The organism is Mycobacterium sp. AZCC_0083, assembly GCF_014202335.1.
GTDB lineage: Bacteria > Actinomycetota > Actinomycetes > Mycobacteriales > Mycobacteriaceae > Mycobacterium.
Genome location: NZ_JACHGP010000024.1, coordinates 1 through 13,508, shown reverse-complemented (window position 1 = coordinate 13,508; position 13,508 = coordinate 1). Strand labels below are relative to the sequence as shown.

Annotated in this window: 11 protein-coding genes and 1 rRNA gene; 7 read left to right on the top strand and 5 right to left on the bottom strand. The window is 66.6% G+C overall.

The window, feature by feature from the left end; translation table 11 throughout:
• Positions 1 to 6 precede the first annotated feature (6 nt).
• Positions 7 to 1,611, top strand: coding sequence for an adenylate/guanylate cyclase domain-containing protein (locus HNP02_RS37920; RefSeq protein ID WP_184445809.1), 1,605 nt, complete (start codon positions 7 to 9; stop codon positions 1,609 to 1,611).
• Between the two features lie 7 nt (positions 1,612 to 1,618).
• Here the strand turns inward: HNP02_RS37920 and glsA are convergent, their stop codons facing one another.
• Positions 1,619 to 2,908, bottom strand: coding sequence for a glutaminase A (gene glsA / locus HNP02_RS37915; protein WP_184445808.1), 1,290 nt, complete (start codon positions 2,906 to 2,908; stop codon positions 1,619 to 1,621).
• Positions 2,909 to 2,950: 42 nt separating this feature from the next.
• Positions 2,951 to 4,987, bottom strand: coding sequence for a hypothetical protein (locus tag HNP02_RS37910; RefSeq protein WP_309241842.1), 2,037 nt, complete (start codon positions 4,985 to 4,987; stop codon positions 2,951 to 2,953).
• A gap of 212 nt (positions 4,988 to 5,199) precedes the next feature.
• Between HNP02_RS37910 and HNP02_RS37905 the strand changes: the two genes are divergently transcribed.
• Positions 5,200 to 7,026 carry a fatty acyl-AMP ligase gene (locus tag HNP02_RS37905; RefSeq protein WP_184445807.1) on the top strand — a complete coding sequence of 609 codons (1,827 nt, stop codon included), beginning with the start codon at positions 5,200 to 5,202 and terminating at the stop codon, positions 7,024 to 7,026.
• 3 nt (positions 7,027 to 7,029) lie between these two features.
• Positions 7,030 to 7,923 carry a DMT family transporter gene (locus HNP02_RS37900; RefSeq protein ID WP_375373759.1) on the top strand — a complete coding sequence of 298 codons (894 nt, stop codon included), beginning with the start codon at positions 7,030 to 7,032 and terminating at the stop codon, positions 7,921 to 7,923.
• A gap of 10 nt (positions 7,924 to 7,933) precedes the next feature.
• Here the strand turns inward: HNP02_RS37900 and HNP02_RS37895 are convergent, their stop codons facing one another.
• On the bottom strand, positions 7,934 to 8,245 hold the full coding sequence (locus HNP02_RS37895) for a hypothetical protein (RefSeq protein WP_184445806.1): 312 nt from the start codon (positions 8,243 to 8,245) through the stop codon (positions 7,934 to 7,936).
• Positions 8,246 to 8,541: 296 nt separating this feature from the next.
• On the opposite strand from HNP02_RS37895, the gene HNP02_RS37890 reads away from it, so the two are divergent.
• The gene (locus HNP02_RS37890) at positions 8,542 to 9,024 is read left to right on the top strand and encodes a PASTA domain-containing protein (RefSeq protein ID WP_255507440.1); all 483 of its coding nucleotides are present in this window, start codon (positions 8,542 to 8,544) and stop codon (positions 9,022 to 9,024) included.
• 6 nt (positions 9,025 to 9,030) lie between these two features.
• Here the strand turns inward: HNP02_RS37890 and HNP02_RS37885 are convergent, their stop codons facing one another.
• Positions 9,031 to 10,218: a metallophosphoesterase gene (locus HNP02_RS37885; RefSeq protein WP_184445805.1), complete on the bottom strand. Its 1,188-nt coding sequence runs from the start codon at positions 10,216 to 10,218 to the stop codon at positions 9,031 to 9,033.
• Between the two features lie 137 nt (positions 10,219 to 10,355).
• On the opposite strand from HNP02_RS37885, the gene HNP02_RS37880 reads away from it, so the two are divergent.
• The 3 genes from HNP02_RS37880 (at position 10,356) to HNP02_RS37870 (ending at position 13,205) form a co-directional block, all read left to right on the top strand.
• Positions 10,356 to 11,099 carry a TVP38/TMEM64 family protein gene (locus HNP02_RS37880; RefSeq protein WP_184445804.1) on the top strand — a complete coding sequence of 248 codons (744 nt, stop codon included), beginning with the start codon at positions 10,356 to 10,358 and terminating at the stop codon, positions 11,097 to 11,099.
• Between the two features lie 94 nt (positions 11,100 to 11,193).
• Positions 11,194 to 12,702 carry a DNA-3-methyladenine glycosylase 2 family protein gene (locus HNP02_RS37875; RefSeq protein ID WP_184445803.1) on the top strand — a complete coding sequence of 503 codons (1,509 nt, stop codon included), beginning with the start codon at positions 11,194 to 11,196 and terminating at the stop codon, positions 12,700 to 12,702.
• Positions 12,702 to 13,205: a methylated-DNA--[protein]-cysteine S-methyltransferase gene (locus HNP02_RS37870; protein WP_184445802.1), complete on the top strand. Its 504-nt coding sequence runs from the start codon at positions 12,702 to 12,704 to the stop codon at positions 13,203 to 13,205. Before HNP02_RS37875 ends, HNP02_RS37870 begins: the two co-directional genes overlap by 1 nt.
• A gap of 70 nt (positions 13,206 to 13,275) precedes the next feature.
• Here the strand turns inward: HNP02_RS37870 and rrf are convergent.
• Positions 13,276 to 13,388: ribosomal RNA gene (rrf, locus tag HNP02_RS37865) — 5S ribosomal RNA — on the bottom strand.
• Positions 13,389 to 13,508: the final 120 nt, after the last annotated feature.

Sequence of the window (13,508 nt, the reverse complement as noted above, 5' to 3'; positions counted from 1 at the left end):
GCCACGATGACCGCCAACAAGAGTGTCGCGCAACGGCTGGGCGGGGTTCTGGAGAAGGTCACTCGGCAGAGCGGACGCCTGCCCGAGACGCCGGAGTACGGGTCCTGGCTCCTCGGCAAGTCCTCGGAGAGCCAGCGGCGCAGGCGGATCCGCATTCAGGTGATCATGACCGTGCTCATCCTGTTTTGGAACATGCTCGGGATCGGCTCGGCGTTGCTGCTCGTGACCGTCGCATTTCCCGTCCCGAGCATCTTCACCGACGCTCCGTGGTGGATCACGTTCGCAGCGCTACCGGCCTACGTCCTTCTGGCGTTGGTGCTCGGCATCTTCTGGATCACCGGGCGGACGGTCAACGCGCTGAGGTGGTCGATCGAGGAACGCTCACCCACCCGAGAGAACCAGCTCAACACCTTCCGGGCGCCTTGGCGGGTCGCGAAGGCGCACCTCGTTCTATGGGGCATCGGATCTGTGCTGTCGACGATCCTCTACGGGATGGTCAACACCATCTTCATCCCGCGATTCCTGTTCGCCATCGGATTCGCGGGTGTCATCGTGGCGACGGCCTGCTACCTCACGACCGAGTTCGCGCTGCGCCCGGTCGCCGCCCAGGCGCTCGAAGCCGGCCCCCCGCCTCGTCGGCTCAGCGCAGGGATCATGGGCCGCACCATGACGGTGTGGTTGCTCGGCTCCGGGGTTCCGATGGTCGGCATCGTCGTCACCGGGGTGTTCGCACTTTCGCTGCAGAACCTGACCGAGACCCAATTCGCCGTCGCGGTGATGATCATCGCGGTGCTGGCGCTCGTCTTCGGGTTCATCTTGATGTGGCTGCTGTCCTGGCTTACGGCGACCCCGGTACGGGTGGTTCGCGCCGCCCTCAAACGCGTCGAGCAGGGCGACCTGGACTGCAACGTGGTCGTGTTCGACGGCACCGAACTCGGCGAGCTGCAACGGGGCTTCAACTCGATGGTGGATGGCTTGAAACAGCGCGAACGGGTGCGCGATCTGTTCGGCCGCCACGTCGGGCGCGAGGTGGCGGCCGCCGCGGAGTTGCAGCGCCCCCGGCTGGGCGGCGAGGAACGCCATGTGGCGGTGATCTTCGTCGACATCATCGGATCCACACAGCTGGTCACCGGTCGGCCCGCGACCGAGGTGGTCGACCTGCTGAATCGCTTCTTCGCGGTCATCGTCGACGAGGTCGACCGCCACCACGGGTTCGTCAACAAGTTCGAGGGCGATGCCGCGCTGGCAGTGTTCGGTGCACCGAATCACCTCGAGGACCCCGAGGGCGAAGCGCTCGCGGCGGGCCGCGCGATCGCCAGGCGGATCCGCGACGAAGCCCCCGCATGTGATGCGGGCATCGGCATCGCGTCTGGAGAGGCGGTGGCGGGCAACGTCGGCGCCAAGGAACGCTTCGAGTACACCGTGATCGGTGAGCCCGTCAACGAGGCCGCCCGCCTGTGCGAGCTGTCCAAGACGGTCGACGGTCATCTGGTCGCCTCGTCGGAGACGGTGCTGCGAGCCAGCGAGACCGAAAGTGCGCATTGGACTTTGGGCGAGACGGTGACGCTGCGCGGTCACGACGAGCCGACCCGGCTGGCCACGCCGGTCTGACATCCGATCAGCCGGAGAGGCCACCGTGGACGGAAGCGCGCGCGGCCGCGACCGCATCGTCGACGGTGCGGTAGCGGACCGCTTCGAGCTCCGGTTCGGTGCGGAAGACGATGCCGTCCGGGTCGACGAGGTAACCGTCCTTGCCCTGGGTGCGCAATGCGGCGGCCATCCCCGCCAGCAGCGCGCGGGCCGCGTCGTCGATCTCGTCGACCCTCGACACGTCGAGGATGGCGACGTCGAAGTCCTTGCGCTCGCGGTCCATCGTGCGCACCACCTGCTCCGCGCCGCAGAACAACAGGTCGCCGTGCGTCTCGTAGACGCGCACGTTGTCGCACGGCTCGTACACGGCACGCAGCGACGCGCGGGAGTCCCGCGATACGTTCAGGAAGTGCAACCCAAGTTGCTCGGACATGCTGCGGCACACCCGAACTCCCCGCACACTGTTGCCCTTGGCGTCCAGCAGCGGTGAGTAGACGCCGATCCCGAGCTGGCCGGGCAGAACCGCGACGATGCCGCCGCCGACCCCGCTCTTGGCAGGCATGCCGACGGCGCTCACCCAGTCACCCGCGGCGTCGTACATGCCGCACGTCACCATCACCGACAGCGTGCGCCTCACCACAGCGGCGTCGGTGACCCGACGGCCCGTCATGGGGTTGACGCCGCCGCGCGCGAGCGTGGCCGCCATCCGCGCCAGGTCGGTGGCCGTCGCGTTGAACGAGCACTGCCGGAAGTACACGTCGAGCACGTCGTCGGGATCGTCGTCGAGCACGCCGAAGCTCTGCAACATGTACGCGATGGCACGGTTGCGGCTGCCGAAGGCCTTCTCCGACGCGTACACGTCGGCGTCGAGTTCCAGGCGCCGGCCCGCGAACGCCGAGTAGAAGTCCTGGATCAGCGCGAATCGTTCATCCGGCGTGCTCGCGGGGATCAGCGACACCGCGGCGATCGCGCCCGCGTTGATCATCGGGTTCTTCGGCGTCTTCGTCGTCTTGTCGACGCTGATCTCGTTGAACGCCTCACCGGAGGGTTCCACGCCGATCCTGGCGTCCACCGCGTCCTGCCCGATCCGGTCGAGCGCCAGTGCGTAGGTGAACGGCTTGGAGATCGACTGGATGGTGAATTCGACTGCGGCATCTCCGGATTCGTAGACGTACCCGTCGCCAGACGACAGCGATAGGCCGAACCCGTTCGGGTCGACCCGCGTCAGTTCGGGGATGTAGCACGCCAAGGCACCGTCGGATACCTGGGCGTGCTCGGCGCGAATCCGGTTCAGGTACTGCTGCACCAGTGCTGCCACGCAGCCGATCCTATCGAGGTGTCAACGGCGGTCGACCGACCGTCACTGCGGGTACGGCGCGAATCGGTTGTCGAAGCCCGCCTTGCGCGCGGCGAGTTGGGCGGCGCGCTCCGCGGGAGTGACGTAAATCGTGTTCGCGGGCAGCACGCTGGCGAGTTGGCTGAGCGGCACGACCTGCGACTGGACGGTCGGCAGATGCGTTGGGTCGAGGGGAAGGTCCTGGAACCGGATCGAGATGGTGCCCTGGTTCAATCCCCCGGTGGAGACCCAGTTCGCCACGCCAGGATCGGTCGGCGAGATGACGATCGTGTACACCCCGTCAATCGCGGTGGCCTGCACGTTGTTCAGGCTGGTCTGCTGATCCCAGTAGTCGTCGGTGATGGTCCAGTCGTTGGTCACAGGAACCACGAAGTAGGTCGCGTCGCCCGGATCGATGGTGAGCACCAGCGCCTGGTCGTCGGCCAGCTGGAAGTACCCGGCGCTCTGCAGTTGCGTGGCGAGGAATTCCGCGTTGCGGGTGGGGTTCTTCAGCACGTTGGGCTGGATGCGCGCGCCGGTCGTGGGATCGGTGGTGGCCACCGCGATGTACTGCGCCTCGCGCTGAATTCCGAGCAGCATGATGCCTGCGGCCACCACGCCCCGCAGCAGCGGCGGCGGGTCGGCCAGCGGCGGAACCAACGACACCAGCGTCGTCAACAGCGGACTATTGGCGACCAGCGTGCCGATCACCGGGAGCGCGAACCCGCCGAACTGACTGAACAAGCTGTTGGGTGGCCCGCTGACACGCTGGATCGACAGAGACATCGGTTCCTGGTTTGCCAAGTCCGACAGCGTGTTTCGCGTCGCGATCAGGGTGGAGTCCGATGTCAGCTGGATGTGATTCTCCCCCGGCGCTCCTGGCGCCGCACTCACGGTGATGGTGAACGTGCCGTCCGGGTTGACCACCAAGTCTCGTCCGCTGATGTTCTGCGCGGTGGTGCCCTGCAGTCCGGCCAGCAGGCTGAAGTTCGTGTTCTCCCGCACGCCGTCGGTGAGGTTCGCGAAGCGGCCGGTGATCACGTACGTCGACGTCCTGTTGACGCCCATGAAGCGGTAGATGGTGTCCGGGTTGTCGTAGAGGATGCGGGAGCCGTCGACGTCCTGCTCGTACCAGCCGTGTGGCGGCGCGACCTGCATGACGACCGTGGGATCCATCGAGTTCAGCAGCTGTTGCTGAAATGCCGCACCCATCGCGTATTCGTCGACGGCCCTGCTCAATTGGGCGAGGTTCTCCTGATCCGGACCATCCACCAGGTTGAATTGCTGCTGCGCCGCGTTGAGGAAGCCGAACCGCAGCACCAACTTCGCCAGCTGGACGGGCAGGCTGTCGACGGTCTGGGCGGCAATCTGCTCGGCCACGAGCTGCTGCGCGGTGCCCAGCGGACTGACCGCGGCGATCGAGGCGGCCGGCGCCGAGGCGTTATCGGTCTCGCGGCGCGCCACCGCCAGCATCGCCAACGGGGCCGGTGATTGCGGTGGTGTCGCCGGGGCGGTGGGTGTCTCCGTAACGGCGGTCGACGCGGAGTCGACCGCCGCAACCAGAGCTCGTACGGGCGGATCCGCCTGCGCGGGTTGTGATTTCACCGCCGCGACGGGAGCGCTGGCCGCGCTCGTATCGCTGGATGCCGTCGTGCCGCGGTTGGTTTGGGCCGTCACCGACGTCGGCGGGTGTGGCTTGTCAGCCTTCGACTCCGCTGAAGTGGTGTCGGCGTCCTTGGCCTCTGGGTCCTTTGTCCCTACGTCCTTCGTCCCTACGTCCTTGGTCTCTGCGTGCGATGCCGATGGCGGAGACGTCGAGGGCGAGCCGTTCGTCGCGCCGGAGCCGGCGGACGCATCCGAAGGACCGGCATCCGACGACGAATCGGACCCAGTGGTTTCGGCGGCCGCAATCCCGGGGCTGTTCGCAACAGCGGCCCCGATCCCCAGTGCCACCGCCAACCCTCCGACCCGGCCGATGAACCTGGCGGAGGACGGGGCTTGCCGTCGGCGATGCCGCGCCACGGGCCGTGGAGTGCAGGATTCATCGCGTGGCATCGACATTGAGGCGCACCTTCCGGGACGGGCAAAGACCCGAACGCCGGGGCGAGCGAAGCGACGGGGAGAATTTGGTTATAGCAGCGTTTGCCAGGTTTGCTGCGGGTTCTTCGGTTCCTGGTCATCGGACCCGGCCGGCCGGCCGGGCGCGAGATGAATCACACGACCCGATCCAAAAAGTTAGTGATACCGTCCGTCACGGTAATTAAGCTGGTGTCATGGATCGCGGTACGGGGCACGGATTGGTGGAGCACGACGGTCTGTTGCAGATCGAGGAATGCCTGGATTCCAGGGGTGACGTGGTGTTGCCGCCCGGGGTCAACCTGATATCACTCATCGACCGCAACATCGCGAACGTGGGTGACGAGGTGGCCTATCGCTATCTGGACTACACCGGCTCGTCGGACGTCCGGGCCGTCGAACTGACTTGGACCCAGCTCGGTCGTCGAATGCGGGCCATCGGCGCTCGTCTGCAGCAGGTCTCCTCTCGGGGTGACCGGGTGGCGATCCTTGCCCCGCAAGGTCTCGACTACATCGCCGGGTTCTTTGCGGCGATCAAGGCGGGCATGATCGCCGTGCCGTTGTTCGCACCAGAGCTCCAGGGCCACGCCGAACGTCTCGAAACGGCGCTGCGCGACGCCCGGCCCTCCAGCGTCGTCACCACCACCGCGGCGGCCGATGCGGTGTGCGCGTCGCTGTCGAAGCTCGAGTTCGCCCGCAGTCCGCACGTCGTGATCATCGACGAGATACCCGACGCCGCGGAGGACGCGTTCGTTCCCGTCGACATCGACGTCGACGACGTCTCCCACCTGCAGTACACCTCGGGCTCGACGCGGCCACCGGTCGGCATAGAGATCACGCACCGGGCGGTCGGCACCAACCTGATTCAGATGATCCTGTCGATCGACCTGCTGGACCGAAACACCCACGGTGTCAGCTGGCTGCCGCTGTACCACGACATGGGACTGTCGATGATCGGCTTCCCCGCGGTGTACGGAGGACACTCGACCCTGCTGTCACCCACGGCGTTCATTCGCAGGCCCCAACGCTGGATCCACGCGCTTGCGGCTGGGTCGCGGCGTGGACGCGTGGTCACCGCCGCACCCAACTTCGCCTACGAATACACCGCGCAGCGCGGCTTGCCCACCGCCGGTGAGGATCTCGACCTCAGCAATGTGGTGATGATCATCGGCTCCGAACCCGTGAGCATGGATGCGATCGCGACCTTCAATGCCGCGTTCGCGCCCTACGGGCTATCCCCCTCGGCGATCAAACCCTCGTACGGCATCGCTGAGGCGACTCTGTTCGTCTCGACCATCGCGCCGGCCGCTCGCGCCACGGTCGTCCATCTCGATCGCGACCAACTGGCCGTCGGTCGCGCCGTGCGCGTCGGGGCGGACGCCGCAAGCGCAGTGGCCCAGGTGTCCTGCGGGCAGATTGCTCGCAGTCAGTGGGCCGTCATCGTCGACCCCGACTCCCACGGCGAACTGCCCGACGCGCGGGTCGGCGAGATCTGGTTGCACGGCAACAACGTTGCCCCGCGTTATTGGGGACGTCCCGAGGATTCCCGGCTGACGTTCGGCGCCACGCTTCGGTCGCCACGGGGCGCGGGCAGCCACGCCGACGGCGCGCCGATCGACGCAACGTGGCTGCGGACCGGAGACCTCGGCGTATACCTGGACGGTGGGTTGTACGTGACCGGCCGCCTCGCCGATCTGGTGGTCATCGGCGACCGTCAGCACTACCCGCAAGACATCGAGGCGACGGCGTCCGCGGCCTCACCGATGGTGCGGCAGGGGTACGCCGCGGCATTCTCCACCGACGAGGGCGTCGTGATCGTGGCGGAACGCGCCTCGGGTACCCGCCGGGCAGACCCGGCGGCCGCGATCGACGCCATCCGAGCGGCAGTCTCCGACCAACACGGGCTCTCCGTCGCCGACGTCCGCTTGGTGCCGGCCGGCGCGCTGCCCCGCACGACGAGCGGCAAACTGGCTCGCCTCGCGTGCCGCAGCGCCTATCTTCGCGGCGAATTTGGCAGCCGGTAGATCGTGCAGTCGACGACACCCATACCCGGCTGGTCGGTGCCGCTGTTCTTCGTGGTCGGCGCGGTCTCGCAGTACGTCGGTGCCGCCATCGGCGTGTTCCTGTTTCAGACGACCGAACCGTCGACGGTGGCGTGGTTGCGTGCTGCCGCTGCCGGTACGGCGTTGTTGCTCTGGCGGCGGCCCTGGCGGAGTGGGCTGACCCGGCACGACATCTTCGTGGCGGTTCAGTTCGGCCTCGTGACGATCGCGATGAACATCGCGTTCTACGAGGCCATTGCTCGGATTCCCCTTGGCACTGCCGTGGCCATCGAGTTCCTCGGGCCAATCGCGGTCGCGGCCCTCAGTTCCCGGCGAGCCACGGACCTGGTGGCCGCCGCGCTAGTCTGCGCGGGAGTGGTGCTGCTCGCCGGGTTCGAATTCGACGTCGACTGGGCGGGATTCGGCTTCGCCCTGGCAGCCGCGGCCCTATGGGCGGGATACATCCTGCTCGGCAAGCGGGTCGCCGACAAGGGTGATGGGCTCGATTCGCTGGCGCTCGGGATGGCCATCGGCGCTGCGGTATTGGCGCCATTCATCTTGATCCCGCAGGCATTCGTCGACTCTTCGGTATTCCTCGATTCGCGGACATGGCTACTCGGTGTGGCCGTCGGTCTGCTGTCCACCGCGGTGCCGTATGTACTCGATCAGCTCGTACTGACGGTAGTCGGTCGAGCCAAGTTCGCGTTGCTGCTCGCGCTACTGCCTGCTACTGCGGCCATCATCGGCGCGACCGTTCTAGGACAGACTCCCACGCTCGCAGAGCTTGTCGGCATCGGGCTGGTCATGCTGGCGCTCCTGATCGGTGCACGGCCCGATGGCTCGTCGAGCACTGCGCCGACGGGCGCTCCACCCACCTAGCCGCGGACGCTCACGGGCACTGGCCGTTGTTCACACATCCAGGCGCCGCCGTTGCCTTGAAGGTCGGGGCGGCGAACGACGTCGCCACGGTCTCTGCCGGTTTCGCCGCGGTGACCGTAGCTCCCATCTTGAGGTTCGTCGGATCGATCGTCATCGCCGGGACCACCGGAGATGAATACGTCCCACCGGTCGACGAATCGCCCGAACCTCCGGCGAGATGGGTCACCGGCTGACTGGGATGCATGAAACCTATTGCGATCGCGACCAAGATGGCACTGCCACCAACCAATCCCGCGACTTCCTTGATGCGCATGACCGTCATCTGAGTCCTCCTCATCGGCAGCGGACACACCACCGTGGCCTCCACTTCCGTCCTACCTACGCGTGCGCCGACCGTCAATCAATTCCGACGCTGTCTACGCATACGCGAAGCCGACTATCAGCATCAATCACCCGCGTGTCGGATCGTAATCGACTGACCTCCAACATATTTCAGGCAAAAGTGCGTCGATGGAGCTGCGAACGGGCCGGTGACGTTCAACTGCTCCCCAGCGAATACCACAGGAAATCACAGCAGGATTCATGGTGCCGTCACAGCCAGCGCGCGACCATGGAATGATGAAATCACTTGCAGCGCCGCCCCATCAGGCAGGGCGTGTCCAGCGGCCCGCCGCGCACCGAGCAAACGTGGCCCTGAATCAGGTATTGATCACCGTCGGCTTCACCTCAGCAATCGTGGCAGCCGCGGCGGCCGGAACTGGCGTGGCTCAGGCCGCTTCATCGCCGAGTGTCGTTGGACAGAAGTATTCCGACGCCCGAGCGGCACTTTCTGGCGCCGGATTCACGGTCGTGGTCTCGAACACGGTCGGCGATCAGACCGCATGGCCCGATTGCATCGTCGCCCGCCAGCAAGACCAATCCGTGCCGCCACCAGAGAACACTGGCGCATCGGCTACCAACCAGACGCTGCTGGCCCTGAACTGCGACGCGCAGGTGGCTTCGGCGAAATCGCCAGGCAACTCGCTGGCGAGCCCACAAGGCCGTGCCGCCGCGGCGTCCGCTGCCGCAGCCACGACGAAACCGGCCGCTCCACCCGCCTAGTGGCTTTCACCCACGACGAAGCGTCAGCACGGTGATCTCGCTCGGGGCGAACACTCGGAAGGGCGGGCCCCAGAAACCCGTGCCGCGGCTGGTGTAGAGCTGTGTGCGCGCGCCGTGCGAGCTCAGTCCGTGGACCACCGGCTGATCGAGTCTGACGAGGAAGTTGAACGGCCAGATCTGCCCACCGTGGGTGTGCCCGGAGATCTGCAGGTCCACGCCCGCGTTCGCCGCCGAGGTGACCTGCTTGGGCTGATGTGCGAGAAGCAGCACCGGCAGCGCCGGGTCGGAACCCGCAAGGGCCGCATCCAGATTCGCGCCGTGCCCGTCGACACCCGACGCCTGGGCCGTCGCGTCGTCCACTCCAGCGACGATCAGCTCGTCACCCCCACGCTCGACGACGATGTGCCGGTTGTGCAGGGAGTCCCAGCCGATGGTCTCCATGTAGTCGAGCCAGCCCTGCGCCTCGCTGAAGTATTCGTGGTTGCCGGTGACGTACACGCGGGCGAGCTTGCCCCGCGCCGCGGCGAGCGGCTTCACCTGCTCCTCGCGAACCTCCACCGTGCCGTCCGCGAGATCGCCGACATGGCACACGATGTCGGCGTCGAGCTCGTTGACGCGGTCCGTCACCGCCGCCGACCAGCCGGCGCGGTCGATCGGCCCGAAGTGGGTGTCGGTGATGATCGCCACGCGCAGGCCGTCCAGTGCGCTTCCGAGCCTGGCGATCGGTACGTCGACCTGTTTCGTACGTGGAAGTCGCATTGCTTCGGTGTATCCCCACACGAGCAGCGCCGCGACGACGGCGACGACCGCGCCTGCCACGACGCGCGATCTCGTCGGATCGTCCACGCCGAGTGCGAACAACGCCAGCCGTAGCAGTTGGGCCAACACCGACCAGACGAACAGCACCCACACCCCGCCGAGCAGCGCGTCACCGGTCACGGCCGCCGAGTCCAGGTGCCTGCGGCCGTGGCCCCACATCATCGCCGCGGGCAGCCCAGCGAACACGGCCGCGAACACCAGCGTGCCGACGACCACCACCGCAGCCGGCCACCGCGTACCGGCCGAAAGCAGCGTCCACCACGGCACACCGAGCAGGATCAGCACGATCGCGAACACGGGAAGCAGGCGACGCCACGAGCGCCGCGAACGGTGGTGCTCGCCGGGCTTCACCTGAACGGATGGCGAGTCAGACATCGCGGAGCGCCTCGGTTTTCTGTGCGGCGGAACTATCGACGAGGTTACCCGCGTGCCGAATGTGCGCTGGGTTGCTGAGTCAGCACACGGTGCTGGATGCGACGAGATTCGCGTGGTCCGGCAGGATCACGTTCAGCATGATCACGACTGACGGTTCCTCCGCGACGTCCCGACGGCGCCACATCGTGCGCCTCGCCCTGTTCGCCGCGTTCTTGCTCGGGCTGTTCTATGTGGTCGCCGTCACGCGGGTCGTCGACGTCGAGGAGGTCCGGCGTGCGGTCGCGGCGACGGGTCCCGCTGCCCCGCTGACCTATGTCGTGGTGTCCGCGTTGCTCGGCGCGGTATTCGTCCCTGGACCGATCCTCGCTGCGGGCAGCGGTGTGCTCTTCGGGCCCGTGCTCGGCACATTCGTGACGCTCGGCGCGACGGTTGGCACCGCAACCGTCACCAGCCTCGTCGGACGGCGAGCGGGCCGGGACAGTGCACGTGCGCTCCTCGGAGGTCGACGTGCGGACCGCATCGATGCCCAGATCGAGCGGAGGGGATTGTGGGCGGTGGTCGGCCAGCGCTTCATCCCCGGCATCTCCGATGCGCTCGCCTCCTACGCCTTCGGTGCGTTCGGAGTTCCGTTGTGGCAGATGGCCATCGGAGCCTTCATTGGATCGGTGCCACGCGCATTCGTGTACACCGCGCTCGGCTCGTCGATAGGCGACTTGTCGTCGCCTTTGGCATACTCGGCGATCGCGGTGTGGTGTGCGACTGCCATCGTCGGCGCCGTCGCCGCACACCACGGATACCGCCACTGGCGCAGCAGCCGCGCCGGCGAGCGGGAGCCCGACGCAGCTGCAGATTCGGATTCCGAAGGGGACCCGAGCAACTGATCCGGCCATGAGCCGACGATTCTCCAACAAATGGCTCCACTTCGATGTCGGTTTTCCGCCAGTGATGTCAGACCCGTCGTGTAATGGTCGAAGCATGCACGAGGATTTCGACCGCTGTTACCGCGCCGTCCAGTCCAAGGACGCCCGGTTCGATGGCTGGTTCGTCACCGCGGTGCTCACCACGAAGATCTACTGCAGGTCGAGCTGCCCGGTTCGGCCCCCGCTCGCCCGGAACATGCGGTTCTACCCGACAGCGGCGGCCGCGCAGCGGGCGGGCTTCCGGGCCTGTAAGCGGTGCCGTCCGGATGCGTCGCCGGGATCCCCGGAGTGGAACGTCCGCGGAGACGTGGTGGCCCGGACGATGCGGCTGATCGCCGACGGCACTGTGGACCGGGACGGTGTCACCGGATTGGCGGCCCGCGTCGGCTACACCACCCGGCAGTTGGAACGGCTGCTGCAAGCCGAGGTCGGTGCCAATCCCCTGGCCCTGGCCCGCGCGCAGCGGACGCAGACCGCGCGGGTATTGATCGAGACGACGGACCTGCCGTTCGGCGACGTCGCGTTCGCCGCCGGCTTCTCCAGCATTCGCCAGTTCAACGACACGGTGCTGTCGATATGCGCACTCACGCCTACTGCGCTGCGGGCACGTGCCCGCACCCGCTTCGGGCGAGACGCCGGTGGCTCGGGAGTGTTGTCGGTGCGGCTGCCGGTGCGCACGCCGTTCGCCTACGAAGGCCTGTTCGGCCATCTGGCGGCCAGCGCCGTGCCCGGTGTCGAGGAGGTCCGCGACGGCGCCTACCGACGCACGTTGCGCCTGCCTAGCGGTAACGGTGTCGCGAGCTTGACCCCCCAGGTCGACCACGTCAGATGCGAGTTGGTGCTCGACGAATTCCGCGACCTGTCTACGGCGATCGCCCGGTGCCGGCGGCTGCTCGATCTGGACGCCGACCCGGAGGCGACGGTCGACGTGTTGAGTAGCGACCCCGAGCTGAGCGCCCTGGTCGCCAAGGCACCGGGACAACGCATCCCACGGACCGTCGACGAGACCGAACTCGCGCTGCGGGTGGTGATCGGCCAGCAGGTGTCGATAAAGGCGGCACGCACGCACGCCCGGCGTCTTGCGGAGGCGTATGGCGCACCGGTCGACGACGCCAACGGTGGGCTCACCCATGTGTTTCCCGCGGTCAAGCAGCTCGCCGAGATCGATCCCGCCCATCTGGCGTTCCCCAAGTCTCGACAGCGCACCGTCGCAGCGCTGGTCCGTGCGCTCGCAAACGGGGACGTCGTCCTCGATCCAGGATCCGACTGGAACCGTGCCCGTGATCAGCTCCTAGCATTGCCCGGCATCGGCCCGTGGACCGCCGAGGTGATCGCCATGCGCGGACTGGGCGATCCCGACGCCTTCCCGGTGACCGACCTAGGCGTTCAGTACGCCGCCAAGCAGTTGGGCCTGCCAACCCTCGTTCCCGCCCTGACCGAGCGCAGTTCTCGTTGGCGACCGTGGCGGGCGTATGCGACCCAGCACCTATGGACGGCACTCGATCATGAAGTCAATGACTGGCCTCCCCACGATGACAAGAAGCCAGCCGAGAAGGAGAAGTGATGGAAACGCTGCAATACCGCGCCGTCGACAGCCCGGTGGGGAAGCTGACCCTAGCGGGCCGCGAGAACCGGCTGCGGCATCTGCGCATGGACGATCAGACCTACGAGCCCAGCCACGAGGGGTGGGAGCCCGACGACGATTCGTTCCCCGACGCCGTCGCACAATTGGAGGCGTACTTCGCCGGCGATTTGGTCGAATTCGATCTCGAGATGGACCTGGTCGGAACGGAGTTTCAACGCCGCGTGTGGGCAGCACTGCTGACCATTCCCTATGGGCAGACTCGCTCCTATGGCGAGATCGCTTTACAGATCGGATCGCCCAACGCTTTTCGCGCAGTCGGGTTGGCCAATGGCCACAATCCGATCGGCATCATCGTGCCGTGCCATCGCGTCATCGGAGCGAATGGCAGCCTCACCGGATATGGCGGTGGAATTGAACGAAAGAAGAGTCTTCTCGATATGGAAAGGCAGCGAACGGATCCGGTCGCGACGCTATTCGACTGACAATTCGAATTGAAATGGAAATGCCGGTGCCCCCCGAACTGTTGTTTGGGGGGCACCGGTTGTAAAGGGTGTTCGGCGGTGTCCTACTTTTCCGCCCGAAGGGGCAGTATCATTGGCGCTGGTAGGCTTAGCTTCCGGGTTCGGGATGGGACCGGGCGTTTCCCTACCGCTCTTGCCGCCGTAACTCTATTCACTCATTTCCGAGTGCCCCCACATCTGGTGTGTGGGGAAGTGTTTTTGGTGGTGGGGTATGGATCTGAATTCGTGGTTGCGTGGTTGCGGACGCGTCGTGCTGCGGTGTAA